This is a genomic window from Brevundimonas sp. BAL450 (genome assembly GCF_015767455.1).
Classification (GTDB): domain Bacteria; phylum Pseudomonadota; class Alphaproteobacteria; order Caulobacterales; family Caulobacteraceae; genus Brevundimonas; species Brevundimonas abyssalis.
In genome coordinates, this window is record NZ_JADWOW010000027.1 from 19,711 (window position 1) to 42,662 (window position 22,952).

At 68.4% G+C, this 22,952-nt stretch carries 28 protein-coding genes; 5 read left to right on the forward strand and 23 right to left on the reverse strand.

What is annotated here, in order from left to right; genetic code table 11:
- Positions 1-75: 75 nt before the first annotated feature.
- The 13 genes from IWC96_RS01065 to mmsB form a co-directional block, all read right to left on the reverse strand.
- Positions 76-501, reverse strand: coding sequence for a hypothetical protein (locus tag IWC96_RS01065; RefSeq protein WP_196838205.1), 426 nt, complete (start codon positions 499-501; stop codon positions 76-78).
- Positions 502-537: 36 nt separating this feature from the next.
- Positions 538-1,527 (reverse strand): thiamine-phosphate kinase, encoded by a 990-nt coding sequence (thiL, locus tag IWC96_RS01070; RefSeq protein WP_021697396.1) that lies wholly within the window; start codon positions 1,525-1,527, stop codon positions 538-540.
- Positions 1,514-2,038, reverse strand: a complete 525-nt coding sequence (gene nusB, locus IWC96_RS01075) for a transcription antitermination factor NusB (protein ID WP_262422206.1) — start codon at positions 2,036-2,038, stop codon at positions 1,514-1,516. Before nusB ends, thiL begins: the two co-directional genes overlap by 14 nt.
- Positions 2,035-2,493, reverse strand: coding sequence for a 6,7-dimethyl-8-ribityllumazine synthase (ribH, locus tag IWC96_RS01080; protein WP_021697398.1), 459 nt, complete (start codon positions 2,491-2,493; stop codon positions 2,035-2,037). Before ribH ends, nusB begins: the two co-directional genes overlap by 4 nt.
- A complete protein-coding gene (gene ribB, locus IWC96_RS01085; protein ID WP_021697399.1) occupies positions 2,490-3,635 on the reverse strand; it encodes a 3,4-dihydroxy-2-butanone-4-phosphate synthase in 1,146 nt (381 codons plus the stop codon). The genes ribH and ribB overlap by 4 nt, the downstream gene beginning before the upstream one ends.
- Positions 3,635-4,225 (reverse strand): riboflavin synthase, encoded by a 591-nt coding sequence (locus IWC96_RS01090; RefSeq protein WP_021697400.1) that lies wholly within the window; start codon positions 4,223-4,225, stop codon positions 3,635-3,637. Before IWC96_RS01090 ends, ribB begins: the two co-directional genes overlap by 1 nt.
- Positions 4,226-4,229: 4 nt before the next feature.
- Entirely contained in the window at positions 4,230-4,853 is a 624-nt protein-coding gene (locus tag IWC96_RS01095) for a RibD family protein (protein ID WP_021697401.1), read from the reverse strand.
- A complete protein-coding gene (nrdR, locus tag IWC96_RS01100; protein ID WP_021697402.1) occupies positions 4,853-5,323 on the reverse strand; it encodes a transcriptional regulator NrdR in 471 nt (156 codons plus the stop codon). Before nrdR ends, IWC96_RS01095 begins: the two co-directional genes overlap by 1 nt.
- 9 nt (positions 5,324-5,332) lie before the next feature.
- A complete protein-coding gene (gene glyA, locus IWC96_RS01105; protein WP_370541065.1) occupies positions 5,333-6,619 on the reverse strand; it encodes a serine hydroxymethyltransferase in 1,287 nt (428 codons plus the stop codon).
- 42 nt (positions 6,620-6,661) lie between these two features.
- Positions 6,662-6,880: a hypothetical protein gene (locus IWC96_RS01110; RefSeq protein WP_021697404.1), complete on the reverse strand. Its 219-nt coding sequence runs from the start codon at positions 6,878-6,880 to the stop codon at positions 6,662-6,664.
- A gap of 5 nt (positions 6,881-6,885) precedes the next feature.
- Positions 6,886-7,596: a class I SAM-dependent methyltransferase gene (locus IWC96_RS01115; RefSeq protein WP_021697405.1), complete on the reverse strand. Its 711-nt coding sequence runs from the start codon at positions 7,594-7,596 to the stop codon at positions 6,886-6,888.
- Positions 7,597-7,650: 54 nt separating this feature from the next.
- Positions 7,651-8,877 (reverse strand): 5-aminolevulinate synthase, encoded by a 1,227-nt coding sequence (gene hemA, locus IWC96_RS01120; RefSeq protein WP_021697406.1) that lies wholly within the window; start codon positions 8,875-8,877, stop codon positions 7,651-7,653.
- 145 nt (positions 8,878-9,022) lie between these two features.
- Positions 9,023-9,931: a 3-hydroxyisobutyrate dehydrogenase gene (mmsB, locus tag IWC96_RS01125; protein ID WP_196838206.1), complete on the reverse strand. Its 909-nt coding sequence runs from the start codon at positions 9,929-9,931 to the stop codon at positions 9,023-9,025.
- 237 nt (positions 9,932-10,168) lie between these two features.
- Between mmsB and IWC96_RS01130 the strand changes: the two genes are divergently transcribed.
- From IWC96_RS01130 to IWC96_RS01140, 3 genes are all read left to right on the forward strand, one after another.
- Entirely contained in the window at positions 10,169-11,809 is a 1,641-nt protein-coding gene (locus IWC96_RS01130) for a DEAD/DEAH box helicase (protein WP_196838207.1), read from the forward strand.
- An 84-nt stretch (positions 11,810-11,893) separates the two neighbouring features.
- On the forward strand, positions 11,894-12,955 hold the full coding sequence (locus tag IWC96_RS01135) for a GGDEF domain-containing protein (protein WP_021697409.1): 1,062 nt from the start codon (positions 11,894-11,896) through the stop codon (positions 12,953-12,955).
- Positions 12,956-12,987: 32 nt separating this feature from the next.
- Complete coding sequence (locus IWC96_RS01140; protein ID WP_021697410.1) at positions 12,988-13,758, forward strand: 1-acyl-sn-glycerol-3-phosphate acyltransferase; 771 nt, start codon at positions 12,988-12,990, stop codon at positions 13,756-13,758.
- Here the strand turns inward: IWC96_RS01140 and IWC96_RS01145 are convergent.
- The 9 genes from IWC96_RS01145 to IWC96_RS01185 all read right to left on the reverse strand — a co-directional run bounded on the left by IWC96_RS01145 (position 13,755) and on the right by IWC96_RS01185 (position 21,160).
- Positions 13,755-14,141, reverse strand: a complete 387-nt coding sequence (locus IWC96_RS01145; RefSeq protein ID WP_021697411.1) for an iron-sulfur cluster assembly accessory protein — start codon at positions 14,139-14,141, stop codon at positions 13,755-13,757. The two genes, IWC96_RS01140 and IWC96_RS01145, sit on opposite strands and share 4 nt — an antisense overlap.
- Positions 14,141-14,530, reverse strand: a complete 390-nt coding sequence (locus tag IWC96_RS01150; RefSeq protein ID WP_021697412.1) for an SUF system Fe-S cluster assembly protein — start codon at positions 14,528-14,530, stop codon at positions 14,141-14,143. The genes IWC96_RS01145 and IWC96_RS01150 overlap by 1 nt, the downstream gene beginning before the upstream one ends.
- Before the next feature lie 5 nt (positions 14,531-14,535).
- The gene (locus IWC96_RS01155; protein ID WP_196838208.1) at positions 14,536-15,774 is read right to left on the reverse strand and encodes a cysteine desulfurase; all 1,239 of its coding nucleotides are present in this window, start codon (positions 15,772-15,774) and stop codon (positions 14,536-14,538) included.
- Positions 15,753-16,772: a Fe-S cluster assembly protein SufD gene (sufD, locus tag IWC96_RS01160; protein WP_021697414.1), complete on the reverse strand. Its 1,020-nt coding sequence runs from the start codon at positions 16,770-16,772 to the stop codon at positions 15,753-15,755. Before sufD ends, IWC96_RS01155 begins: the two co-directional genes overlap by 22 nt.
- Positions 16,769-17,518, reverse strand: coding sequence for a Fe-S cluster assembly ATPase SufC (gene sufC, locus IWC96_RS01165; protein WP_196838209.1), 750 nt, complete (start codon positions 17,516-17,518; stop codon positions 16,769-16,771). Before sufC ends, sufD begins: the two co-directional genes overlap by 4 nt.
- Before the next feature lie 184 nt (positions 17,519-17,702).
- Positions 17,703-18,038 carry a GIY-YIG nuclease family protein gene (locus IWC96_RS01170; protein ID WP_021697582.1) on the reverse strand — a complete coding sequence of 112 codons (336 nt, stop codon included), beginning with the start codon at positions 18,036-18,038 and terminating at the stop codon, positions 17,703-17,705.
- 63 nt (positions 18,039-18,101) lie between these two features.
- Complete coding sequence (gene sufB, locus IWC96_RS01175; protein WP_196838210.1) at positions 18,102-19,568, reverse strand: Fe-S cluster assembly protein SufB; 1,467 nt, start codon at positions 19,566-19,568, stop codon at positions 18,102-18,104.
- Complete coding sequence (locus IWC96_RS01180; RefSeq protein ID WP_196838211.1) at positions 19,569-20,705, reverse strand: cysteine desulfurase family protein; 1,137 nt, start codon at positions 20,703-20,705, stop codon at positions 19,569-19,571.
- Positions 20,702-21,160, reverse strand: coding sequence for an Rrf2 family transcriptional regulator (locus IWC96_RS01185; RefSeq protein WP_196838212.1), 459 nt, complete (start codon positions 21,158-21,160; stop codon positions 20,702-20,704). Before IWC96_RS01185 ends, IWC96_RS01180 begins: the two co-directional genes overlap by 4 nt.
- Positions 21,161-21,319: 159 nt before the next feature.
- On the opposite strand from IWC96_RS01185, the gene IWC96_RS01190 reads away from it, so the two are divergent.
- Entirely contained in the window at positions 21,320-21,970 is a 651-nt protein-coding gene (locus IWC96_RS01190; RefSeq protein ID WP_021697579.1) for an alpha/beta hydrolase, read from the forward strand.
- Between the two features lie 8 nt (positions 21,971-21,978).
- A complete protein-coding gene (rnhA, locus tag IWC96_RS01195) occupies positions 21,979-22,416 on the forward strand; it encodes a ribonuclease HI (protein ID WP_021697578.1) in 438 nt (145 codons plus the stop codon).
- A gap of 12 nt (positions 22,417-22,428) precedes the next feature.
- On the opposite strand, the gene IWC96_RS01200 is transcribed toward rnhA, so the two are convergent.
- Positions 22,429-22,887 carry an NfeD family protein gene (locus IWC96_RS01200; RefSeq protein WP_021697577.1) on the reverse strand — a complete coding sequence of 153 codons (459 nt, stop codon included), beginning with the start codon at positions 22,885-22,887 and terminating at the stop codon, positions 22,429-22,431.
- Positions 22,888-22,952 lie beyond the last annotated feature (65 nt).

Below are 22,952 nucleotides of genomic sequence, written 5' to 3' on the forward strand. Positions count from 1 at the left end.
CACCGGCCGCTGGCTGCGGCCACGCGGGAATTGCGGCCGGAAAGTGCCAAAGCCCGCCGACTCGCGCAACAGCGTTTAGTTGGAGCGCATCCCCGTGCGGCGGCGGGGCGCCTGATTGACCACCTCGACCGAGGCGATGACGCCGTCTCCGGCCACCACCCGCGCGGCGGCCATGGTCGCGGCGATCAGCACCCGCTCGTTCAGAAGAGTCCAGTCTCCGGCGGCCGAGAAGTCCACCCGGTGAGCGGCTTTGACCAGGGCGTCGCGGATGAAGGGATCGTGCGGCCGGACGGCCTCGGCAGTCTGTCCGCTCGCCAGATGCAGACGCAGGTTCACGAACACATAGTTCCGCAGGCGCCCGTCGCTGACGACGGGCAGGCCCAGCGGAACCAGGTTCAGGGTGGCGGCGGCGGGAGGCGCATCACTGGACGGCGCGGCGGCCGCCGCCGTCGCGGAGACGGCGAGCACGGTTCCGGCGGCGATCAGGTCACGGCGGCGCATTCAGGCCATCTAGCCGAGCGGCGTTAGGAAACCGTTTCAGCCGTGCCGCCAGCCTGTCGTCTTCACCGGCACGACCTCCCCGCCATGCCGCACCGTCACCCCTTCGCCCTGGGTTGCCGCACCCAGCACCGTCAGACGCAGATGGCTGGCGTCAGCCGCCCGCTTCAGCCCCTCGACGGCGGCGGGCGGCACGGCCATGACGATCTCATAGTCGTCGCCGCCCGTGGCCAGCTCCGTCAGGGCGGCTACCGGGTCGACCCGGGTCTCGAACCACGCGGTGGCGGCGCGCGAAAGTGGCAGCTTCTCCAGATCGATCAGGATGCCCACGCCGCTCGCACTGGCCATATGGCCCATGTCGGCGATGAGGCCGTCCGACACGTCCAGCGCTGCAGCCGCGTGCTCGCGCACAGCCAGGGCGAAATCAACCCGCGGTTCCGGCGTCCGGTAGTGAGCGGTCAGGGCCGCGACCCGTTCGTCCTCAAGCCCCAGTTCCCCGCGGGCCGCCTTCAGCCCCAGAATACCGTCGCCGATCATGCCCGTGACCACGATCAGGTCGCCCGGCTGCGCGCCTGCGCGCGCCACGGCCCGGCCATGGGGAACCCAGCCCAGAGCGGTCAGACTGAAGCTGGCCGGGCCCGGCGTCACCACCGTGTCGCCGCCCAGCAGGTGAACGCCGAACTTCACCTGATCCTCGGCGAGACCCGCCGCGAAGGCCTCCCGCTCAAGCCAGCCCGACGCCTCGGGCCAGAAACAGGCCAGCAGATAGCCGAACGGCTCGGCCCCCTTGGCCGCCAGATCCGACAGGTTCACCCGCAGCAGCTTCCTGGCCACGGTATCGAGCGGATCGTCCGGCAGGAAATGCACGCCCTCGACCATGGCGTCCTTGGTCAGGATCAGGTCGTATCCGGGCCGCGACGGCAGCGCCGCCACGTCATCGATCAGGCCGCGGCCCCATTCCGGATGCGCCAGAGGCCGGAACAGCCGCTCGATGGTCTCGAACTCGTCGGCCGCATCAACCCCGGGCATCGCGGGCGACGCCATCCAGGGCGGCGTTCACGAACTTGGCCTCGGCCGCGTCGAAGAACGCCTTGGCCAGCTCCACATATTCGTCGATGACGATCTCGCGCGGCACCTCGGGCTTCTCGCGCAGCTCCCACACCCCGGCGCGCAGCAGGGCTCGCAGGGTGGCGTCCAGCCGCTCGATCCGCCAGCCGGAGGCCAGACGCGTCACCACGGCCGTGTCGATGGCCTTCTGTCCCGCCACCACCCCGCGCACGATCTCGGCGAACCATGCCTCGTCCGCCTCGGCCAGGTGCTCCCCGTCCATATCGGCGTCAAAGCGGTGGTTGAGGAACTCGTCCACCACCGTGTCCACGCCCTGCCCGCCCAGCTCCATCTGGTACAGGGCCTGAACGGCGGCCAGACGCGCCACGGTGCGGGCCCGGCGCTGGCGCGAGGTCAGACCGGGCTCGGCCCGCTGCTTCTCGGCCTCGGCCAGATGGGCCATGACGGATTTCAGGCTGTTGGCTTCGCTCACAGCCGGCCCTCCCTCAGACGACGGCGCAGGTCGATCAGCTCAAGGCAGGCGCGCGCCGCGCCGCCGCCCTTGTCCCCCTCGGTGAAGCGGGCGCGGGTCCAGGCCTGGTCCTCGTCCTCCACCGTCAGGATGCCATTGCCGACGGCCAGGCCCTTCAGGCCCAACTGCATGATGCCCGCGGCTGACTGATCCGACACGATCTCGAAATGATAGGTCTCGCCGCGAATGACCACGCCCAGGGCCACATAGCCGTCATAGCGCACGCCCAGCGGGCTGCGGCCCATCTCCTCGGCCTGGGCGATGCCGAGCGGCACCTCCAGCGCCCCGGGCACCGTGGCCACATCGAAGGTGGCGCCGCGCGCCCGCAGGGCTTCCTTGGCCCCGTCAAGCAGCGCGTCGGACAGGTCGTCATAGAACCGTCCCTCGACGATCAGGATGCGCAGGGGATCGGTCAAGACTGGGGTTCTCCATCCATGTCACGCCAGCCCGCGATGCGCAGGCCGTAACCCTCAATGGCCGTGGGATTGGGCCGGGTCGAACTCATCACGATCATGTCGCGCACGCCCAGGTCCAGCAGGATCTGGGCGCCCACGCCATAGGCCTTCAGGGCCCGGTCGCTCGCGCCGGGCTTGTCGCCGTCGCTCAGGCGTTCCGCAAGCCCCTTCAGCTCGGGGTCCCGCAGGAACACGGTCACCCCTGCGGCCGCGCCGTAGCGCTGGGGCTCGCTGATGGCCTTCAGGGCGCTGGGCACATAGTTCTGGCGCGCCTCCACATGGCCCAGCAGGTCGGCGGCGAAGTCCACCTGATGCATCCGCACCAGGGTCGGCTTGGCCGGATCGATCCGGCCGTGAACCAGCGCCACATGCTCCACGCCCTCGATGGCGTTGCGGTACAGCATCAGGCGGAACGGCCCGCCGTGCACGCTCTCGAACGGCCGCTCCAGCACCCGCTCCACGAACCGCTCCGTGCGGCGGCGATAGGCGATCAGGTCGGCGATGGTGCCGATCTTCAGTCCGTGCAGCTGGGCGAAGGCGACCAGGTCCGGCATGCGGGCCATGGTGCCGTCGTCGTTCATGATCTCGCAGATCACCCCGGCGGGCGTCAGGCCGGCCATGCGGCTGATGTCCACCGCCGCTTCCGTATGACCGGTGCGCACCAGCACCCCGCCGTCCCGCGCCACCAGCGGAAACACATGCCCCGGCGAGACCAGATCGTCAGGGCCCCGGTTCGGGTCCACCGCCACCTGCACCGTGCGGGCGCGGTCCGCCGCGCTGATGCCGGTGGTCACGCCTTCCTTCGCCTCGATCGACACGGTGAAGGCGGTGCCCATGCTCTCGCGGTTCTCGGCCGACATGGGGGGCAGGCGCAGGCTGCGCGCCCGGTCCGCCGTGATGGCCAGGCAGATCAGCCCGCGCGCGTGCTTGGCCATGAAATTGATCTGGTCCGGCGTGGCGAACTGGGCCGGAATGATGACATCGCCCTCGTTCTCCCGGTCCTCGGCGTCCACCAGGATGTAGGGCCGCCCGTTACGGGCGTCCTCGAGGATGTCCTCGATGGGACTGATGGGGCTGTCGTTCACATTGGCCGCCGGGTGCATCACGCTGTCTCCTGCCAGCGGGCCAAGTAGCGCGCCAGCATGTCGATTTCCAGATTAACGGCGGAATCCGGCGACAGCGTCCCCAGGGTCGTCGCCTCCCAGGTATGGGGAATGATGTTCAGGTCGAAGGTTCGTCCGTCCACGGCGTTGACGGTCAAGGACACGCCGTCGACCGTGATCGAGCCCTTCTCGGCGATGTAGCGATGCAGCGGCGCCGGCGCCTCCACCACCACGCGGTGCGATCCGCCCTCGGGCGTGATGGAGACCACGCGCCCCACCCCGTCCACGTGGCCCGAGACGATATGGCCGCCCATCTCGTCGCCCAGGCGGGCCGCGCGCTCCAGATTGACGCCGGTCCCTTCGGTCCAGGCGCCCAGGGTGGTCTTCGACAGGGTCTCGCCCGACACCTCGACCGCGAACCAGTCGTCGCCCCGCTCCACCACCGTCAGGCAGACGCCGGAGTGACTGATCGACGCTCCCATATCAATGGTTGACGGATTCCACGCCGTGGCGATCTCGAAGCGCCGGTCGCGCTCGGTCTGGCGGACGCTCCTGACGCGGCCGATGTCGGTGACGATTCCAGTGAACATTCTATCAGGTCCGCTCGTAACGTTCCCACAGGTCGGGGCCCAGGGGCTCGACCGCAAGGCGCCGGAACCGCGGCGCGTCGGAAAGCTGCGCCATGGCCAGCGCCGCCACGCACGGCCGCCCTTCCCCGCCCAGCAGGATCGGCGCCCGGAACCACTCCAGCGCATCCACCGCATCCGCCGCGATAAAGGACGCCGCCACCTGTCCGCCGCCCTCGATCAGGACCGAGCCGACGCCGTGCCGCTTGAGGGCCTTCAGCACCGCATCCACGGCCGGGCGTCCATCGCCATCCGCATCAACCTGCTCGACCAGCGCACCGCCCACCGCATGCGGCTCGGCGGTGGTCAGGATCAGACTCCCCTCTCCCACCAGCTTCGCGCCGGCCGGCGTCCGCAGGCGGCTGTCCAACACGACCCGCAGCGGCTGGTCCACGGATCGTCCCGGCAGGCGCACGGTCAGTTGCGGATCGTCGGCCAGCACCGTCTGGACACCCACCAGCACCGCGTCATGAGCGGCCCTCAGGCGGTGGCCCTGCTCGCGCGCGGCCTCGCCGGTGATCCATCGGGACTCCCCCGTCGCGGTGGCGATGCGCCCGTCCAGCGAGGTGGCCAGTTTCAGGGTGACGCGCATCACCGCTCCTTGTCGGAGTCGCTGAATCCTTCGGCGCCCAGGAATTTGGCGAAGTCGCCGGTGTGGCGGAAATCCTTGTAGACCGAGGCGTAGCGCACATAGGCCACCTCATCGACGCCCTTCAGCGCCTTCATGATGAAGTCGCCCACGGTCGAGGACTGGATCTCGGTTTCGCCAAGGCTCTCCAGCTGGCGCACGATGCGGCTGACCAGCTGTTCGATCTGGTCCGGGTCCACCGGGCGCTTGCGCAGGGCGATGCCCAGCGACCGCTCCAGCTTCATGCGGTCGAACGGGGTGCGGCGCCCGTTGCGCTTGACGATCACCAGTTCGCGCAACTGCACCCGTTCAAAGGTGGTGAAGCGCCCGCTGCAGCCCGGGCACGCCCGGCGGCGCCGGATGGCCGCGCCGTCGTCCGACGGGCGGCTGTCCTTCACCTGGGTGTCCGGGTTGCCGCAGAAGGGGCACTTCATGGCCGGGCCCTACCGATAGATGGGGAAGCTGTGCGTCAGCTCCCGCACCTGCGCGGCCACGCCCGCAGCCACCGCCGTGTCCGCCTCGTCGCCGCCGTTCATGGACACGACCACATCGGCGATCCAGTGGCCGATCTGCCTGAACTCATCCTCGCCGAAGCCGCGCGTGGTGCCCGCCGGTGTTCCCAGCCGCACGCCCGAAGTGATGGTGAAGGGCGCGTCGTCGAACGGCACGCCGTTCTTGTTGCAGGTCATCAGCGCCTTCTCGAGCTCATGCTCGGTGGCCTTGCCGGTCACGCCCTTGGGCCGCAGGTCCACCAGCATCAGGTGGCTGTCGGTTCCGCCCGAGACGATGGCCAGCCCCCGCTCCACCAGCACGTCGGCCATGGCCTGGGCGTTCTTGACCACCTGCTGCGCGTAACCCTTGAACTCGGGCTTCAGCGCCTCGCCGAAGGCCACGGCCTTGGCCGCGATCACATGCTCCAGCGGTCCGCCCTGCAGGCCGGGGAATACCGCCGAATTGATCTTCTTGGCGATGTCGCCGTCATTGGTCAGCACCATGCCGCCGCGCGGGCCGCGCAAGGTCTTGTGCGTCGTCGTGGTCACCACATGGGCGTGGGGGAGCGGATCGGGATAGGCGCCGCCCGCGATCAGGCCCGCATAGTGGGCCATGTCGACCATCAGATACGCGCCGACCGAGTCCGCGATCTCGCGGAATTTCTTGAAGTCGATGTGGCGGGAATAGGCGCTGGCGCCGGCCAGGATCAGCTTGGGCTTCTCCCGTTCGGCCATCTCGGCGACGTTATCATAATCAATGAGATGGTCGTCTTTCCTCACCATATAGGTGACCGGGCGGAACCACTTGCCCGACTGGTTCGCCGGGCTGCCGTGGGTCAGGTGCCCGCCGCAGGCCAGATCCATGCCGAGGAAGGTGTCGCCGGGCGTCAGCAGGGCCTGAAACACCGCCTGGTTGGCCTGGGCGCCCGAGTGCGGCTGCACATTGGCGAAGGCCGCGCCGAACAGCGTCTTCGCCCGCTCGCGCGCCAGGGTCTCGGTGATGTCCACATATTCGCAGCCGCCATAGTAGCGACGACCCGGATAGCCTTCCGCATACTTGTTGGTCAGGACGGAGCCCTGGGCCTCCAGCACCGCTTGCGAGACGATGTTCTCGGAGGCGATCAGCTCGATCTGCTCCTTCTGGCGGCCGAGCTCGCCCTGAATTCCCTTGAAGATCTCGGGATCGGCCTCGCGCAGGGATTGGGAGAAATAGGCGTCATGGACGAAGCGGGCGGTCACGGGCGGCTCCGGAAATCAGGGGGCGGGAAGATGCCAGATGCTTTACGCCTTCCACCCCCGCCCCACAACATGTTGTGCCGCCGCACCCGCCAGGGCCCGCCGCAGCTTGCCGATGGCGATCCGCTCCAGATGCGCCCGCTCCTTCACCGGCCCTACCGCCGAGGCCTCGGTCCCGGTCGCCGCATGGATGGCCGAGCATTTCAGATAGGCGCCGTTGCGCACGAATTCGACGATGACTTCCCCGAGATCACCGGTCCCCATCGGCCTCAATCCCACGACGGCGGGGCGACGCGCAGCGCGCCGAGCGACAGAGACGACGGCAGGTCCGCTTCGCTGGAGGCCATCACGAACCAGTTCAGACCCGGATGCGGCCACGGACAGGCGCGCGCGGCCAGTCCTGCCTCGGCGGCCAGGGCGATCACCTGGTCCGGATGGTAGGGCACGCAGGCCGGATAGGCCCACTCGACCGCGTCGGCGCCCGGCGCCGGGTCGCCCAGCAACAGATTGACCAGCACCAGCCCGCCCGGGGCGAGGCTTTCCGCGAAGGCCTTCAGCCCCCGCCGTGTCGCGTTCGGCCCTGTATGGGAAAAGACCGACTGGGCGATGATGAAGTCAAACCGCTCGCCGAACACATCGACCCGGTATTCGGCGTTATGGTCGAAGCGCGGCCGTTTCAGCGCGCGGATGTCGTCGCCCATCTCATGGGCGAAGCCCGCCTCGATCAGGTCGGCCTCCGGATCCACGCCGAAATAGCGGTCGGCCGCCAGATAGGGAATCGCCAGACGTCCCAGCCGCAGCGAGCCGCAGCCGAAATCCAGCAGGCGGTGGGTCTCGCGCAGCCCGAGCAGGAAAAGCAGGGCGAACTGGGACGCGCCCATCACGTCATAGCGCTGCGGCTGGCCCACATAGGCCCTGTGCGGCGCATGCCCCGGCATCGCCCGCGTCATGTCGTCGATGCTGAACTGATCGCGTCGCACGGGCCCCTCCTCGCAGTGATCAGGGTCGGCCCGTCACGCGCGTCCCGTCAAGGGTCACGCCGCCTTGGGCATCCGCGCGACGTTGCAGTGGGTCCACAGCTTGTCCATGGCCGCGACCAGGGCGTCCATCATGCCGTCGTCGTGGTTGGGCGACGGGGTGAAGCGCAGGCGCTCGGTCCCCTTGGGCACGGTGGGATAGTTGATCGGCTGCACATAGACGCCGAAGTCTTCCAGCAGCATGTCCGAGATCATCTTGCAGTGGACCGGATCGCCCACGTGCACCGGCACGATGTGGCTGACGCTGGGCAGGACGGGGATGCCCGCCTCGGCGAAGCGCGCCTTCAGGGTCTCGGCCCGCTCCTGATGGGCCGCGCGCAGGTCGGCGGCGCCCTTCAGGTGACGCACCGAGGCCAGCGCCCCCGCCGTCAGGGCCGGCGGCAGGCTGGTGGTGAAGATGAAGCCCGCGGCCCACGACCGCACCGCATCGATGATCACGGCGTCGGCCGCGATGTAGCCGCCCATGACGCCCACGGCCTTGCCGAGGGTGCACTCGATGATGTCGATCTGGTCCAGCACGCCGTCGCGCTCGGCCACGCCCGCGCCGCGCTCTCCGTACAGGCCCACCGCGTGGACCTCGTCCAGATAGGTCATGGCGCCGTACTTCTGCGCCAGGGCGATGGTGCCGTGCAGGTCGGCGATGTCGCCGTCCATGGAATAGACGCTCTCGAAGGCGATCAGCTTGGGCGCATCGGCCGGCGCGGCCTGCAGCAGCGCTTCCAGATGCTCCAGATCGTTATGCGCGAAGATGTGCCGCTCGCAGCCGCCGTTGCGGATGCCCGCGATCATGGAGGCGTGGTTCAGCGAGTCGGAGAAGACGATCAGCCCCGGCATGATCCGCTGCAGGGTGGTCAGGGTCGCCTCATTGGCCACATAGCCCGAGGTGAACAGCAGCGCCGCTTCCTTGTGGTGCCAGTCGGCCAGCTCGGCCTCCAGGTCCACGGCCCAGCGAGTGGTGCCGGAAATGTTGCGCGTGCCCCCGGCCCCGGCCCCGGCCTCGTCGATGGCCGCCTGCATGGCCTCAAGCACCACCGGGTGCTGACCCATGCCCAGATAGTCGTTGGAGCACCAGACCACCACGTCCTGCTCGGATCCGTCCTCGCGGCGGCGCACCGCCTTGGGGAATTGGCCGCGCACGCGCTTCAGGTCGGCAAAGACGCGGTAGCGCCCTTCCTTCTGGACCTGGTCGACGGCGTTCTGAAAGGCGGCCTTATAGTCAAACACGCTGACGGCTCGTTTTGATTATGATCGTCTGCTTCGCGTTTTGCTCCCCGCAGAACCGCGTGTCCACGAAAACCGGCGGACAAAAGGCCGCAACCCCTTAATTGATAACGGTTCTCAATACCGTATCGACAGCATGGGCATCGGTTCAGGGCGTCTTTGCGCGCTCCAGGCTGTCCAGATCCCCGCGCAGAAACTGCAGCATGGCCGAGAAGTCCCGCCCGCCGTATCCCAGCCGGTCGAACAGGGCGTACATGGCCTCGGCCTGGGTCCCCAGCGGCGTGGACGCCCCGGCCTTGGCCGCCGCGTCCTGGGCCAGCTTCAGGTCCTTCAGCATCATGGCCGTGGCGAATCCGCCCTCGTAGCCGCGATTGGAGGGCGCCGTCGGCACCGGGCCGGGCCAAGGATAATAGCTGGTCACGCTCCAGCACTGCCCCGAGGACTTGGACGCGATCTCGAAGAACCGCTCGGGCTCCAGTCCCAGCCGCTCGGCCAGGGCGATGGCTTCGCAGGTGCCGATCATGGAGATGCCCAGCAGCATGTTGTTGCAGATTTTGGCCGCCTGCCCCGCCCCGTGGTCGCCGGCGCGGATGGTGATCCGGCTCATGGGCTCCAGCGCCGCCTCGACCCGGGCCAGCACCGCCTCGTCGCAGCCGACCATGAAGGCCAGGGTCCCCGCCTCCGCCGCCGCCGTGCCCCCCGACACCGGCGCGTCCGCAAAGGCGTAGCCCGCCTCCTGCGCCAGCCCCGCCACCTTGCGGGCGGTGTCCACGTCGATGGTGGAGCAATCGACCAGCAGGGCCGAGGTCGGCGCCGCGCCGATCACCTGCTCGGCATAGACCTTCATCACATGAGGCCCGGCGGGCAGCATGGTGATGACCACGTCCGCATCCTTGACCGCCTCCACCACCGAGGTCGCGGCGAGGCAGCCCGCAGCCTTGGCCCGGTCCAGCGCCTCGGTGGACAGGTCGAACGCCGTCACCGTTCGCCCGGCCTTGGCCTGATTAGCCGCCATGCCGCCGCCCATGTTGCCCAGGCCGATGAATGCGATCTTCATGTGCGTCTCTCCCTCACAGTTCTTGGGCCCGGACTTAGACTCATCGCGCCCGGATCGCCAGCGTGGCCAGGCGTCGCCCAGGCGGGGATTCGCCGGAAATACTTGACTTTTCACTGTGGATTTCTATATCCGGGCCAACAGTTCGGGACAGGTCTGGCGAATTCGCGCCGCCCGCTCGCCCAATGAGGGGCGGTTCCGTGCGTCATGAGTCTGAAAAGACTCCCCATCACGAGTTACATGACCGAATTCTCCAAACTGGGCCTTTCGCCCACGACCCTTCAGGCGGTCGCCGACACCGGCTACACCACCGCCACCCCCATTCAGGAACAGGCCATCCCCGTGGCCCTCGCCGGACGCGACGTTCTGGGCATCGCCCAGACCGGCACCGGCAAGACCGCGGCCTTCACCCTGCCGATGGTGGATCGCCTCGGCTCCGGCCGCGCCCGGGCCCGCATGCCCCGCGCCCTGGTTCTCGCCCCCACCCGCGAACTGGCGGACCAGGTGGCCGAGAGCTTCGGCAAATACGCCAGGGGCACCAAGCTCAACTGGGCGCTGCTGATCGGCGGCGTCTCCATGGGCGAACAGGTGGCCTTGCTGGACAAGGGTGTGGACGTCCTGATCGCCACCCCCGGCCGTCTGCTGGACCTGTTCGAGCGGGGCAAGATCCTGCTGACCGGCGTCGAGATCATGGTCGTCGACGAAGCCGACCGCATGCTGGACATGGGCTTCATCCCGGACATCGAGCGCATCTTCAAGCTGACGCCGCCGCGCCGCCAGACCCTGTTCTTCTCGGCCACCATGCCGCCCGAGATCACCCGTCTGACGCAACAGTTCCTCAAGGATCCCACCCGGATCGAGGCCTCGCGTCCGGCCATGACCGCCGACACCATCGCCCAGTATCTGGTGCGGATCCCCTCCAGCGACCCCAAGGCCAAGCGCACCGCCTTGCGCGCCCTGGTGGGCCGCGAGGACGTCAAGAACGGCATCGTCTTCTGCAACCGCAAATCCGAAGTGGACGTGGTCGCCAAGTCGCTCAAGCAGCACGGCTTCGACGCCGCGCCGATCCACGGCGATCTGGACCAGTCCCTGCGCACCAAGACCCTGGCGTCGTTCCGCTCGGGCGAACTCAAGCTGCTGGTGGCCTCCGACGTTGCCGCGCGCGGCCTGGACATCCCGGACGTCAGCCACGTCTTCAACTACGACGTCTCGCACCACGCCGACGACTATGTGCACCGCATCGGCCGCACCGGCCGCGCGGGCAAGAAGGGTCAGACCTTCATGATCGTCACCCCGTCCGACGACAAGTCGCTGGATAAGGTGCTGAAGCTGATCAAGATGGACCCGGAAGAGCTGACTCTGGACATCGACTGGTCCGGCGTCGGTTCGGGCGGCTCCGCGCGCGGCGGCCGCAAGACGCCTGAGCGAGCCGAGCGCAAGGCCCCGGAGCGGACCGAACGCAAGGCGCCCGAGCAGACCGAGCAGGCCGAGAAGCCCCAGCGCAGCCGGGGCGGACGCCGCAGCCGGTCGGAGCCCGCTGTCGAAGCGGCCGCCGCGCCGGTCGACGCGACCGCGCCCGAACCTGTCGCCGCCGCCCCCGCTGAACAGACCGAAAAGCCGCGCCGCACCCGCAGTCGCCGCGGATCCAATAGCGAAGCTGCGCCCGTCGCGGCGGGCGTTCCCGCCGTGTCCGCACCGGTTCCTGCTTCAGCGGCCGCTGCGCCCGCAGCCGCCGTCGCGGTTCAGGAGCCCCAGCTGACCCAGGCCGAGCGCCGCGGCGGCCGCAAGGGCAAGAGCGACGACCAGGCGCCCGCCAAGGGTTCCGGTTTCGGCGACGATGTCCCCGCCTTCCTGCGTCGCCCTGTCCCGGTTTCGTCCTGAAATAACGCCGGTCCTTAACCTCGTCCTTACCTGGCGAACCTAGGGTTTCTCCGGCGCTGAACGGGTGCAGGAGACGGGACCAGTATGACGGCACAGGTTGAAACAACGCTGCGCGGACCCGAGGCCTTCTCCCTTGCGCGTCAGGCGCTCGAGGCCATGGAAGCCGCCGGCGTCTGGCCGACGCCGCTCAATTTCGAGCTCTGGATCCACTACATCGGCACTCCCGAAAGCCCGTTGAGCCGTGAGATGAAACGGCTGATGGAGCTCGGCACGCCCTTCACCGAGGACATCAGCGAGATGCTGATGTCCGAATATCTGCCGCGCGGCCGTCTCAGCGATGAGATCCGCGACGCCGGCCTGATGCTGAACCGCGAGCTCAACAATGTGGCCGAGGTCATCGCCTCCGCACAGTCGTCCCAGGCTGAATACGGCCAGACCCTCGCCGAGGCCGGCGCCAGCATGGAGACGTCGCTCGCACCCGAAGAGATCAAGCGGCTGGTCGGCGACCTGACCACCGCCACCAGCAAGGTGCACCTGGAGAACGCCACCCTCGAGAAGCGCCTCGAGGCCTCCACCCGCGAAGTGGCCCAGCTGCGGCAGCATCTGGAGCAGGTCCGGCGCGACGCCATGACCGACGCCCTGACCAATCTGGCCAACCGCAAGGCGTTCGACGAGGAGTTGGACCGCGCCTGCGCGGCAGCGGGCGACAAGGCCCCCCTCACCCTGGCGGTGCTCGACATCGACCACTTCAAGAGCTTCAACGACACTTGGGGCCATCAGACCGGCGACCAGGTGCTGCGCTATGTGGCCAGTGTACTGGGCCGGACCCTGCGCAGCCCCCGCGTGGCCGCCCGCTACGGCGGCGAGGAATTCACCCTGCTGTTTCCCGGCGAAACCGCCCGCATGGTCGAAACCGTCCTCAACACGATCCGCGAGGAGATCGCCTCGCGCAGCCTGCGCCGCCGCTCCACCAATGACGATCTGGGCGCGGTCACCGTCTCCATCGGCCTGGCCCAGAAGCTGCCCGGCGACACGGCCGTCGCCCTGATGGGCCGCGCCGACGAGGCGCTCTATGCGTCCAAGCACGCCGGCCGCAACCGCGTCACCTGCGCCACGAAACTGCCGCGCTCGGCCAGAGCCGCCTAGTCTGGGCCGTGAATCACGGCCAAGGTCGCGGCATGCGCAGTCTCGCCTTCGCCCTCGCCTACTGGCCCCTGTCGATCCTCCACACCCTGGGGGCCGCCTTCGCCGCCCTGACGCCCGGGCGCGGCCTCGTCCGGGGCGTGATCCGCAGCTATGTGCGCTCCATGGTCTGGGCCATGCGCGTCCTGGCGGGCATCCGCATCCAGGTGCGCGGCAGGGATCGCCTGCCCGACGGCGCCTTCATCCTGGCCTGCAAGCACCAGTCCTGGGGCGACGGCTTTTCCATCTACAACCAGTTCGACGACCTGGCCTTCGTCACCGGGGACCATCTGGAGCGGTTTCCGCTGCTGGGCACGGTGCTGCGCAAGCTGGGCGCCATCGTGGTCAACAACTGCGGCGGTCACGAAGCCCGCAAGGCTCTCGCCACCCGCGCCGCCGAGGCCCACGCCGAGGGCCGCAGGATCCTGATCTATCCCGAGGGCAATCTGGCGAAGGTGGGCGAGAAGTACCGTTACCGCTCCGGCGTCTGGCACATGTACCGCGACTTCCAGATGCCGGTGGTCCCCGTGGCCACAAACCTCGGCCTGTTCTGGCCGCAGGAGGCGTACGAGAAGCACCCCGGAACCGCGACCCTGGAGTTTCTCGACCCCATCCCGCTGGGGCTGGGCAAGGACGAATTCATGGCCCGGCTGGAAGCCGCCGTCGAAACCCGCACCGCCGAGCTGGTGGCCGAAGCCACCGGCGACCCCGTCACCCCCGCTGTTCAGGTTCTCACGCCGGATGAGGCGCGGCGTACGGCTGCCTAGCCTTTCGCGGGAATGATGGTGACGCTCTCGCCGCACCCGCAGGCGTCGGTCTCGTTCGGATTGCGGAAGACGAATTTCGACGCCAGCTTCGAGGTCTCGTAGTCGATCTCGGTCCCGATCAGGAACAGCACCGCCTTGGGATCGATCAGGATGGTGACGCCCTTGTCCTCCACCACCTCGTCCAGCGGCTCTACCGCCTCGGCATAGGCGAAGGTGTATTCCTGCCCCGCGCAGCCGCCGTTCTTCACCCCCACGCGCAGGCCCACATAAGGCTGCTCGGCCTTGGCCATAATCGCCTTGACGCGCGCGGCGGCGGCGTCCGTCAGGGTGACGGCCTTGGGGCGCGGGCGGCGCGGACGGGCGGTGGTCTGGAGTTCGGTCATCAGAACATGTTCAGTTGCAGCTTGGCCTCGTCGCTCATGCGCGAGGGGTCCCACGGCGGGTCGAACACCAGATTGGCGCGGGCCGACTTGATGCCCGGAACCGTCCGCACCGCGTCTTCCACCCAGCCGGGCATCTCGCCGGCCACCGGGCAGCCCGGCGCGGTCAGGGTCATCTCCACTACCACGTCCCGGTCGTCGGACACGTCCACCTTGTAGATCAGGCCCAGCTCATAGATGTCGACCGGGATTTCCGGATCGAACACGGTCTTCAGCGCCGTGACCAGCTCGTCGGTCAGGCGGTCCAGTTCGGCCTGGTCCAGGGCGGCCGTCTTCGGCGCGTCCCAGGCCTCGGCGAAGGTGGCGTTATCGGTGATCGGCTTGTCGTCCATGGTCATCAGATAAAGAACTCGCGCGCCTTGATCAGCGCATCCACGAAGGCGTCGGCGTCCTCCTTCGTATTATATAGGGCGAATGAGGCGCGCGCGCTCGACGTCACGCCCATTCTTCTGGCCAGCGGCTCGGCGCAGTGCAGGCCCGCCCGCACCGCCACCCCGTACCTGTCCATGATCTGGGCGATGTCATGGGCGTGGGCGCCGTCAACGGTGAAGGTCAGGATGGCCCCCTTCCCGTCCGCCTCGCCCAGCACCCGCAGTCCGTCGACACCGTCCAGCCGCGCCCGCGCATGGGCGTACAGCGCCTGTTCGTGGGCGATCACCTGGGCCTTGTCGAAGCCCATCAGCCAGTCCAGCGCCGCGCCCAGGCCGATGGCCTCCAGGATCGGCGGCGTCCCCGCCTCGAACCGGTGCGGCGCCTTCGCATAGGTGACCCGGTCTTCCTCCACCGTCTCGATCATCTCGCCGCCGCCCTGCCACGGCGGCAGGCTCTCCAGCGCCTCGGCGGTTCCGTACAGCGCCCCGATGCCCGTGGGCCCATACAGCTTGTGGCCCGTCAGCACGTACCAGTCGCAGCCGATGGCCTGCACGTCGGGTGCGGCGTGCACCGCCCCCTGGCACCCGTCGATCAGCACCCGCGCCCCGGCCTTGTGCGCCAGCCGGGTGATCTCGGTGATCGGATTGATGGTGCCCAGCACATTGGACATGTGCGTCACCGCTACAATCTTCGTCCGCGGGGTCAGCAGCGCCTCGAACCCCGCCATGTCCAGCGACCCGTCGTCCAGCACCGGCGCCCATTTCAGCACTGCCCCATACCGCTCGCGCAGCATGTGCCAGGGCACGATGTTGGAGTGGTGCTCCATCTGGCTGACGATGATCTCGTCACCCGGCTGGATCGACTGGCCCACGCCCGCCGCCACCAGATTGATCGCCTCGGTCCCGCCCTTGGTGAAGACGATGTTCGTCTCTGCCTCGGCGTTCAGGAACCGCGCCACGGTCGCCCGCGCGCCCTCGAACGCCTCGGTGGTCTCATTGGCCAGGGTGTGCAGGCCCCGGTGCACATTGGCGTAGGAGCCCGACATGGCGCCGCTGATCGCGTCGATCACCGCTTGCGGTTTCTGCGCCGAAGCCGCGGAATCCAGATAGACCAGCGGCCGCCCGTTCACCGTCCGCGACAGGATCGGGAACTGCGCCCGTGCGGCATAGGCGTCAAAGGCTCTCACAACCGATCCGTCAGCCATTCCCGCACCCTTTCCCGCGCGCCCTCGTGATCGATGCGGTCCACCACCTCGATCAGGAACGCCTGCACCAGCAGCGCCCGCGCCTCGTCCGCCGACAGGCCGCGCTGCTGCATGTAGAACAGGGCGCTCTCGTCCAGCGCCCCCACCGTATTCCCGTGGGCGCACTGCACGTCGTCGGCGTAGATCTCCAGCTCCGGCTTGGCGTCCACCTCGCCCCGTTCGGACAGGATCAGGGCGTGATGCCCCATGCGCGCATCGGTGCCGTCGGCCCCGCGCTGGACGATGATCTTGCCCTGGAACACGCCCCGCGCCTGATCCCGCACCACGCCCTTGGTCAGCTGCGAGGTGACCCCGTTCAGACCCGAATGGCTGACCACGCTGGTCATGTCCGCATGGCGCGCGCCGGTCAGCAGATAGACCCCGTCCATCCGCACCTCGGCGCCCTGCCCGCCGTGGCTCAGGTGTGTCTCCTGCCGCTGCAGTTTCGCCCCGGTCAGCAGGGTGGTCTGGCGGAACGTCCCGCCCGGCGCCACCGCCACCTTCGCCTCGGCCACCGAGATGGCGTCCTCCGGTTCCTCGACCAGCACCACCCGCGTCACCTCGGCGCCCGCCGGAATGTCGATGTCCAGCCGGTTGTGCGCCACATAGCCGGCGCCCGACCCCTCATGGCTTTCGAGGATGAGCAACTTGGCGCCCGGCTTGACCGCGATGCGTGCAGCGGCGCTGTGGCCGGTGTTGGCAGCTTCCGACACGAACCGCAGCCGCAGGGTCTGTTCGCCCGAGGCCACGAAGGCGTCCGCCCCCACGGCCCGCCCGTTGGCGAACGTCATCTCGTCGCCGCCCAGCATCGCGAACGGCCCGCCCGGCGCGACGGAAACCGCCGGCGACGGCTCAGGCGCTTCGCGCAGAACCCGGCGCAGATCACTGTATTTCCATGCCTCCACCCGCCGCGACGGGAAGGTGGCCGGATCATTGAGGTTCAGGACAGCCGCACTCACGCCGCCGCCGGAAGGAACTTGTCGTAGCCTTCCGCCTCCAGTTCGTGGGCCAGTTCGGGCCCGCCCGAGGCGACGATGCGCCCGGCCACGAGCACGTGCACCTGGTCCGGTTTGATGTAGTCCAGCAGGCGCTGATAGTGGGTGATCACCAGCATCGACCGCTCCGGCGACCGCAGGGCGTTCACCCCGTCGGCGACGATGCGCAGGGCGTCGATGTCCAGACCCGAATCCGTCTCGTCCAGGATCAGCAGTGACGGCTCCAGCAGGGCCATCTGCAGGATCTCCATCCGCTTCTTCTCGCCGCCGGAGAAGCCCACGTTCAGGGGCCGCTTCAGCATGTCGAAGTCCATCTTCAGGGCCTTCGACGCCTCGCGCACCTTCTTCAGGAAGTCCGGCGCCGAGATCTCGGCCTCGCCCCGTGCGCGCCGCTGGGCGTTCACCGCCGTGCGCACGAAGGTCAGGGCCGGCACGCCGGGAATCTCGATGGGATACTGGAACGACAGGAACACGCCCTTCGCCGCCCGCTCCGCCGGGTCCAGCGCCAGCAGGTCCTCGCCCCGCCAGGTCACGGAGCCCTCCGCCGCCTCGTAGCCGGGCCGCCCGGCCAGGGCGTAACCCAGGGTCGACTTGCCCGCCCCGTTCGGCCCCATGACCGCATGCACCTCCCCCGCCGGGACGTCGAGCGTCAGGCCCTTGAGGATGGGTTTGTCGTCGATGGAGACGTGGAGGTTATTGATGTTCAGCATTGTTTTTCTTGCATATTACAATCCGTCATCCTCGGGCTTGTCCCGAGGACCCACTTGTCAGCACTCTCAAACCGCAGAGCAGCGCGCGCGGACGGATGCCCCGCACGCGAACGATCCATGCCGCTGAACCACGGGTCCTCGGGACGAGCCCGAGGATGACAAAGGGTGGAAGTGAGAGCTGCGCCTATTCGTCCGTCGGTCCGTGCTTCCACACCGGCGGGCGATCCCACTCCAGCGACAGGTCGTCCCAGTCGGGATTCTCCCGCTCGATCAGATTGATCTTCCACGCGCGCAGATACCGCTTCAGCGCCTTTTCGCGCCGGATGGCGGACGTCATCAGCTCGAATGGTTCGAACCAGACCAGACGCTTCAGGCCGTGCTCCTTCGTGAAGCCCGCAAAGGCCCCCGTCCGGTGCTGGTGCACGCGCTGATACAGGTTGCTGGTCACGCCGGTGTAGAGCGTTCCGAACGGCTTGTTCGTCACGATATAGGCGGCGATCAGAGGGCGTTCGCGTCCCATGCGGTGGAGAATGCGGATAAATGGGTCCTCGGGACAAGCCCGAGGATGACGAAGGTTGAAGGATCACCCCACGCTCCCTTCCAGCGAGATCGCCACCAGCTTCTGCGCCTCCACCGCGAACTCCATCGGCAGTTCCTGCAGCACGTCGCGGACGAAGCCGTTGACCAGCAGGGCCACCGCCTCCTCCTCCGACAGGCCGCGCTGCTGCGCATAGAACAGCTGGTCGTCCGACAGGCGCGTGGTGGTGGCCTCGTGCTCCAGCTGGGCCGAGCCGTTCTTCGCCTCGATATAGGGCACGGTGTGACTGCCGCAGTCCTTGCCGATCAGCAGGCTGTCGCACTGGGTGAAGTTGCGCACGCCCGTCGCCTTGGGATGCACCGACACCAGCCCGCGATAGGTGGAGTCCGACTTGCCCGCCGACACCGCCTTGGCGATGATCCGGCTCTTCGAGTTCTTGCCCAGATGGATCATCTTGGTGCCGGTGTCGGCCTGCTGATGGCCGTTGGTGATGGCGATGGAATAGAACTCGCCCGAGCTCTCCTCGCCCTTCAGGATGCAGGACGGATATTTCCAGGTGACGGCCGAGCCGGTCTCCACCTGGGTCCAGCTGACCTTGGATCGGTCGCCCCGGCAGTCGGCGCGCTTGGTGACGAAATTGTAGATGCCGCCCTTGCCCTCGGCGTCGCCGGGGTACCAGTTCTGGACCGTCGAGTACTTCACCTCGGCGTCGTCCAGCGCCACGATCTCCACCACCGCGGCGTGCAGCTGGTTCTCGTCGCGCATGGGGGCGGTGCAGCCCTCCAGATACGAGACATAGCTGCCCTTGTCGGCGATGATCAGGGTGCGCTCGAACTGGCCGGTCTGGCTCGCATTGATGCGGAAATAGGTCGACAGCTCCATGGGGCAGCGGACCCCCGGCGGCACATAGACGAACGAGCCGTCCGAAAAGACCGCGCTGTTCAGGGCCGCGAAATAGTTGTCCGACACCGGCACCACCGTGCCCAGATACTGGCGCACCAGTTCGGGGTGTTCGCGCAGGGCCTCGGAGATCGGCATGAAGATCACGCCGGCCTTCTTCAGTTCTTCCTTGAAGGTGGTGACCACGCTGACGGAGTCGAACACCGCGTCCACCGCATAGCGCGGCGCGCCCTCGACCCCCGCCAGAACCGCCTGCTCCTTCAGCGGAATGCCCAGCTTCTCGTAGACCGCCAGCAGCTCCGGATCGACCTCGTCCAGCGACTTGGGCCCGTCCTTCTTCTTGGGCGCGGCGTAATAGTACAGGTCCTGATAGTCGATGGGCTGATAGCGCACCGCCGACCAGGTGGGCTCCTCCATGGCCAGCCAGCGCTCATAGGCGGCCAGACGCCATTCCAGCATCCATTCCGGCTCGCCCTTCTTCTCGGAGATGAAGCGCACGATGTCGGTGTTCAGGCCCTTGGGCGCGAACTCCTGCTCAATGTCGGAGGTGAAGCCGTGCTTGTACCGCTCCAGCTCCGCGACCGTGTCGATTGTCTCTTTAACTGCAGCCATTTACGCGACTTCCTTCGCGCGCACACTCAGGCGCGCGACATGCTTTTCAAATGCGGCGGTCCAAACATCCGCGAACCGCGTCCAGTCGGATTCCTGCGTGCCCCAGCCGCCCGAGGCGCGCACCGCGCCCGTGGCCAGCCGGTCCAGCCCCATGGCGACCAGCGTCTTGGACGGCTTGGTCTTGCCCGAGGAACAGGCGCTGCCGGCCGAGACCATGACCCCCGCCAGATCCAGCCCGATCAGCTGCTGCGGGCTGTCCCAGCCTTCCACCGCCAGGAACAGGGTGTTGGGCAGCCGTTCGACCGCCTCGCCGACCACTACCGCGCCCGCCGCCTTGACCCGCTCGGCCGCCGCGTCGCGCCAGCTTGCATGATGCGCCGCTTGCTCAAGCTCGCCACCCGCGATCTCCGCCGCGACGCCGAACCCGGCGATGCCCGCCGTGTTCTCGGTGCCCGCGCGCAGGCCCCGCTCCTGCCCGGCGCCGTGCAGGATGCGCACCAGGGTCAGCCCCTCGCGCCCGACCAGCGCGCCGGATCCCTGCGCCGCGCCCAGCTTGTGCCCCGACAGGGTCAGGGTGTCCGCGTCCAGCGCCCGCATGTCCACGGCGATCTTGCCCGCCGACTGGATGGCGTCCACGTGCAGCCAGCCGCCCGCCGCCCGCACCAGCGCGGCGGCCTCGGCGATGGGCTGGATCACGCCGCTCTCGTTGTTCGCATGATGGATGGCCACCGCCGCCCGGCCCGGCCGCTGCAGCGCCCCGGCCAGCCAGTCCAGATCGACCACGCCGTTTCCGTCCACCGGCAGGACCTCCACCGGAATGCCGCTGGCCATCGCCGCCTCGGCCACGCACGGATGCTCCGTCGCCGACACGATCAGCCGTTCGCAGCCCGCCGCGATGGCGCTGGCGATCCCCTGCGCATTGGCCTCGGTCCCGCCGCTGGAGAACACCACCGCCGTCGGATCGGCGCCCACCAGCGCCGCCACCTGGGCCCGCGCCGTCTCGATGCGCGAGCGGGCGCGGCGACCCAGCGCATGCACCGCATTGGGGTTGCCCCCCTCGGCCAGCACCTCGGCCATGATGGCCTGCACCTGCGGCCGCACCAGCGCCGTCGAATTGTAGTCCAGATAGATGCTCACGCCGCCACCCCCGCTCGCTCATCCATGGGCGCCCGGCGACGCGTCCGCTTCAGCACCACGTCTTCCAGGCTGACGCTGGACAGGTAGCGGTGGATCTCGTCGCCCAGTCCGGCCCACAGGTCATGGGTGATGCAGCGTTCGCCGCCGATCATGCAGCCCTTGGGCGAGCCCTGCACCGCACAGCGGGTGGCCCGGATCGGCTCGTCCACCGCCAGAACGATGTCGGACACCATGATCTCGGACGACGCCGACGACAGACGGTACCCCCCGCCCGGCCCGCGCACGCTCTTGACCAGCCCGGCCCGGCGCAGGCGCGCGAACAGTTGTTCAAGATAGCTGAGGGAGATTTCCTGCCGCGCGGCGATCTCCGCCAGGGACACGGCGCGCTCTCGCCCGTGGCGGGCCAGATCGGCCATGGCCATCACGGCGTATCGTCCCTTTGTCGAAAGTCGCATCGCGCACCTCAAGAAATCGCGCGCTTTTCGGGGCTCCTGTGCTAGAACCCGCGGCTTCATGGGCCATGGCGCGTGGGTTGGAGATATAAAGTCCCACCCCCATGGTCAAGTATTACGCAGCTGCGAAACGACAGTTGAAGACGGGATTCCACCAGATTCATGCCTGAAGTCATCCTGAGCGGCGCCTCCGGTCGCATCGAGGCCCGCTACGCCCCCGGAAAGCGCGAGAACGCGCCCATCGCCCTGATCCTGCATCCGCACCCCAAGGCGGGCGGACACATGAACAATCCGGTGGCGGTGCATCTGTACCAGCTGTTCCAGAAACGCGGCTTCGCCACCCTGCGGTACAATTCGCGCGGCGTAGGCAAGTCCCAGGGCGAGTTCGACTCCGGCATCGGCGAGCTGGCCGACGCGGCCACCGCCCTGGACTGGCTCCAGACCGAGAACCCCGCCGCCAGCCAGACCTGGGTCGCCGGCTATCAGTTCGGCGCCTACATCGGCATGCAGCTGCTGATGCGTCGCCCCGAGACTGACGGCTTCATCTCGGTGTCGCCGCCCACCAACATCTACGACTTCAGCTTCCTGGCCCCCTGCCCGGCCTCGGGCCTGTTCCTGCACGGCACCGCCGACACCATCGTGCCGCCGGTCGAGGTGGAGCGCGTGGTCAACAAGCTGCGCACCCAGAAGGGCATCACCATCGACTACGAGCTGGAAGAGGGCGCCACCCACTTCTGGCAGGACCACCTCCCCGCCGTGGAACGCCGCGTCGGCGCCTATCTGGACATGCGCCTGGAAGCCGACCCGGCGTAGTCAGCCCCTTGTCCCACGTCATCATCCACACCGACGGCGCCTGTCGCGGCAACCCCGGTCCCGGCGGCTGGGGCGCAGTGATGCACTGGGGCGAGCGCGAGAAGGAACTGTGGGGCGGCGAGAAGCTGACCACCAACAACCGCATGGAGCTGATGGCCGCCATTCAGGCGCTGGAGGCCCTGACGCGCCCCTGCAAGGTCGAGCTCCACACCGACAGCAAATACGTCATGCAGGGCATCGAGCAGTGGATTCACGGCTGGAAGGCGCGCGGCTGGAAGACGGCGGACAAGAAGCCGGTCAAGAACGAGGACCTGTGGAAGCGCCTCGACGCCGCCCGCGCCCGCCACGATGTGCGCTGGCGCTGGGTCAAGGGTCACGCCGGCCACCAATGGAACGAGCGCGCCGACGCCCTCGCCAACCGGGGCGTGGATGAGCTGAAGGGCTAGCGCGCGGCCAGCCTAGACGGGGCGCACCTTCAGGCGCGACCCGCTGACCGACTCCACCACCACGGCCTGCCCCACCATGGGGGCCTCGCCGTCGATCTCGGCCGCCCATTCCGAGCCCGAGATGAACACCCGGCCGCGGCCCTCGGCGAAGGCCTGGACCACCTGGGCGCGCTGGCCCACCAGGCGGCTGTCGCGGTCGTTGATGTCGGCCGCGTCGCCCGGATTGATCCGCTTGATGAACCGCCGCGCCAACACCGTGAACACCACCGTCAGCAGGGCGAAGACGATCAGCTCCCCGGCCCCGCCCAGCGGCAGGCCCAGCGCGGTCAGCACCGCCACCAGCCCGGCGGCGGCGGCGGGCCACAGCAGCCATTCGGTGGTCATGGTGACCTCCACGGCCAGCAGCGCCACCCCGATGGCCAGCCAGATCCAGAACGGCTGGGCCGAATAGAGGTCGATCAGCCAGTCCATGACCTACTCCGTGCCGGGGACCGATCCGCGCGGGCGGCGCGGATCGGTCCCCGGCACGGAGTAGG

What these genes read in the sequence shown, in the direction of transcription:
- IWC96_RS01065 (WP_196838205.1), bottom strand. Translation starts at nt 501, where the DNA reads ATGCGCCGCCGTGACCTGATCGCCGCCGGAACCGTGCTCGCCGTCTCC.
- thiL (WP_021697396.1), bottom strand. Translation starts at nt 1,527, where the DNA reads ATGCCCGGGGTTGATGCGGCCGACGAGTTCGAGACCATCGAGCGGCTG.
- ribB (WP_021697399.1), bottom strand. Translation starts at nt 3,635, where the DNA reads ATGCACCCGGCGGCCAATGTGAACGACAGCCCCATCAGTCCCATCGAG.
- IWC96_RS01090 (WP_021697400.1), bottom strand. Translation starts at nt 4,225, where the DNA reads ATGTTCACTGGAATCGTCACCGACATCGGCCGCGTCAGGAGCGTCCGC.
- IWC96_RS01095 (WP_021697401.1), bottom strand. Translation starts at nt 4,853, where the DNA reads ATGCGCGTCACCCTGAAACTGGCCACCTCGCTGGACGGGCGCATCGCC.
- nrdR (WP_021697402.1), bottom strand. Translation starts at nt 5,323, where the DNA reads ATGAAGTGCCCCTTCTGCGGCAACCCGGACACCCAGGTGAAGGACAGC.
- IWC96_RS01110 (WP_021697404.1), bottom strand. Translation starts at nt 6,880, where the DNA reads ATGGGGACCGGTGATCTCGGGGAAGTCATCGTCGAATTCGTGCGCAAC.
- mmsB (WP_196838206.1), bottom strand. Translation starts at nt 9,931, where the DNA reads ATGAAGATCGCATTCATCGGCCTGGGCAACATGGGCGGCGGCATGGCG.
- IWC96_RS01130 (WP_196838207.1), top strand. Translation starts at nt 10,169, where the DNA reads ATGACCGAATTCTCCAAACTGGGCCTTTCGCCCACGACCCTTCAGGCG.
- IWC96_RS01135 (WP_021697409.1), top strand. Translation starts at nt 11,894, where the DNA reads ATGACGGCACAGGTTGAAACAACGCTGCGCGGACCCGAGGCCTTCTCC.
- IWC96_RS01140 (WP_021697410.1), top strand. Translation starts at nt 12,988, where the DNA reads ATGCGCAGTCTCGCCTTCGCCCTCGCCTACTGGCCCCTGTCGATCCTC.
- IWC96_RS01145 (WP_021697411.1), bottom strand. Translation starts at nt 14,141, where the DNA reads ATGACCGAACTCCAGACCACCGCCCGTCCGCGCCGCCCGCGCCCCAAG.
- IWC96_RS01150 (WP_021697412.1), bottom strand. Translation starts at nt 14,530, where the DNA reads ATGGACGACAAGCCGATCACCGATAACGCCACCTTCGCCGAGGCCTGG.
- IWC96_RS01155 (WP_196838208.1), bottom strand. Translation starts at nt 15,774, where the DNA reads ATGGCTGACGGATCGGTTGTGAGAGCCTTTGACGCCTATGCCGCACGG.
- sufC (WP_196838209.1), bottom strand. Translation starts at nt 17,518, where the DNA reads ATGCTGAACATCAATAACCTCCACGTCTCCATCGACGACAAACCCATC.
- IWC96_RS01170 (WP_021697582.1), bottom strand. Translation starts at nt 18,038, where the DNA reads ATGGGACGCGAACGCCCTCTGATCGCCGCCTATATCGTGACGAACAAG.
- sufB (WP_196838210.1), bottom strand. Translation starts at nt 19,568, where the DNA reads ATGGCTGCAGTTAAAGAGACAATCGACACGGTCGCGGAGCTGGAGCGG.
- IWC96_RS01185 (WP_196838212.1), bottom strand. Translation starts at nt 21,160, where the DNA reads ATGCGACTTTCGACAAAGGGACGATACGCCGTGATGGCCATGGCCGAT.
- IWC96_RS01190 (WP_021697579.1), top strand. Translation starts at nt 21,320, where the DNA reads ATGCCTGAAGTCATCCTGAGCGGCGCCTCCGGTCGCATCGAGGCCCGC.
- IWC96_RS01200 (WP_021697577.1), bottom strand. Translation starts at nt 22,887, where the DNA reads ATGGACTGGCTGATCGACCTCTATTCGGCCCAGCCGTTCTGGATCTGG.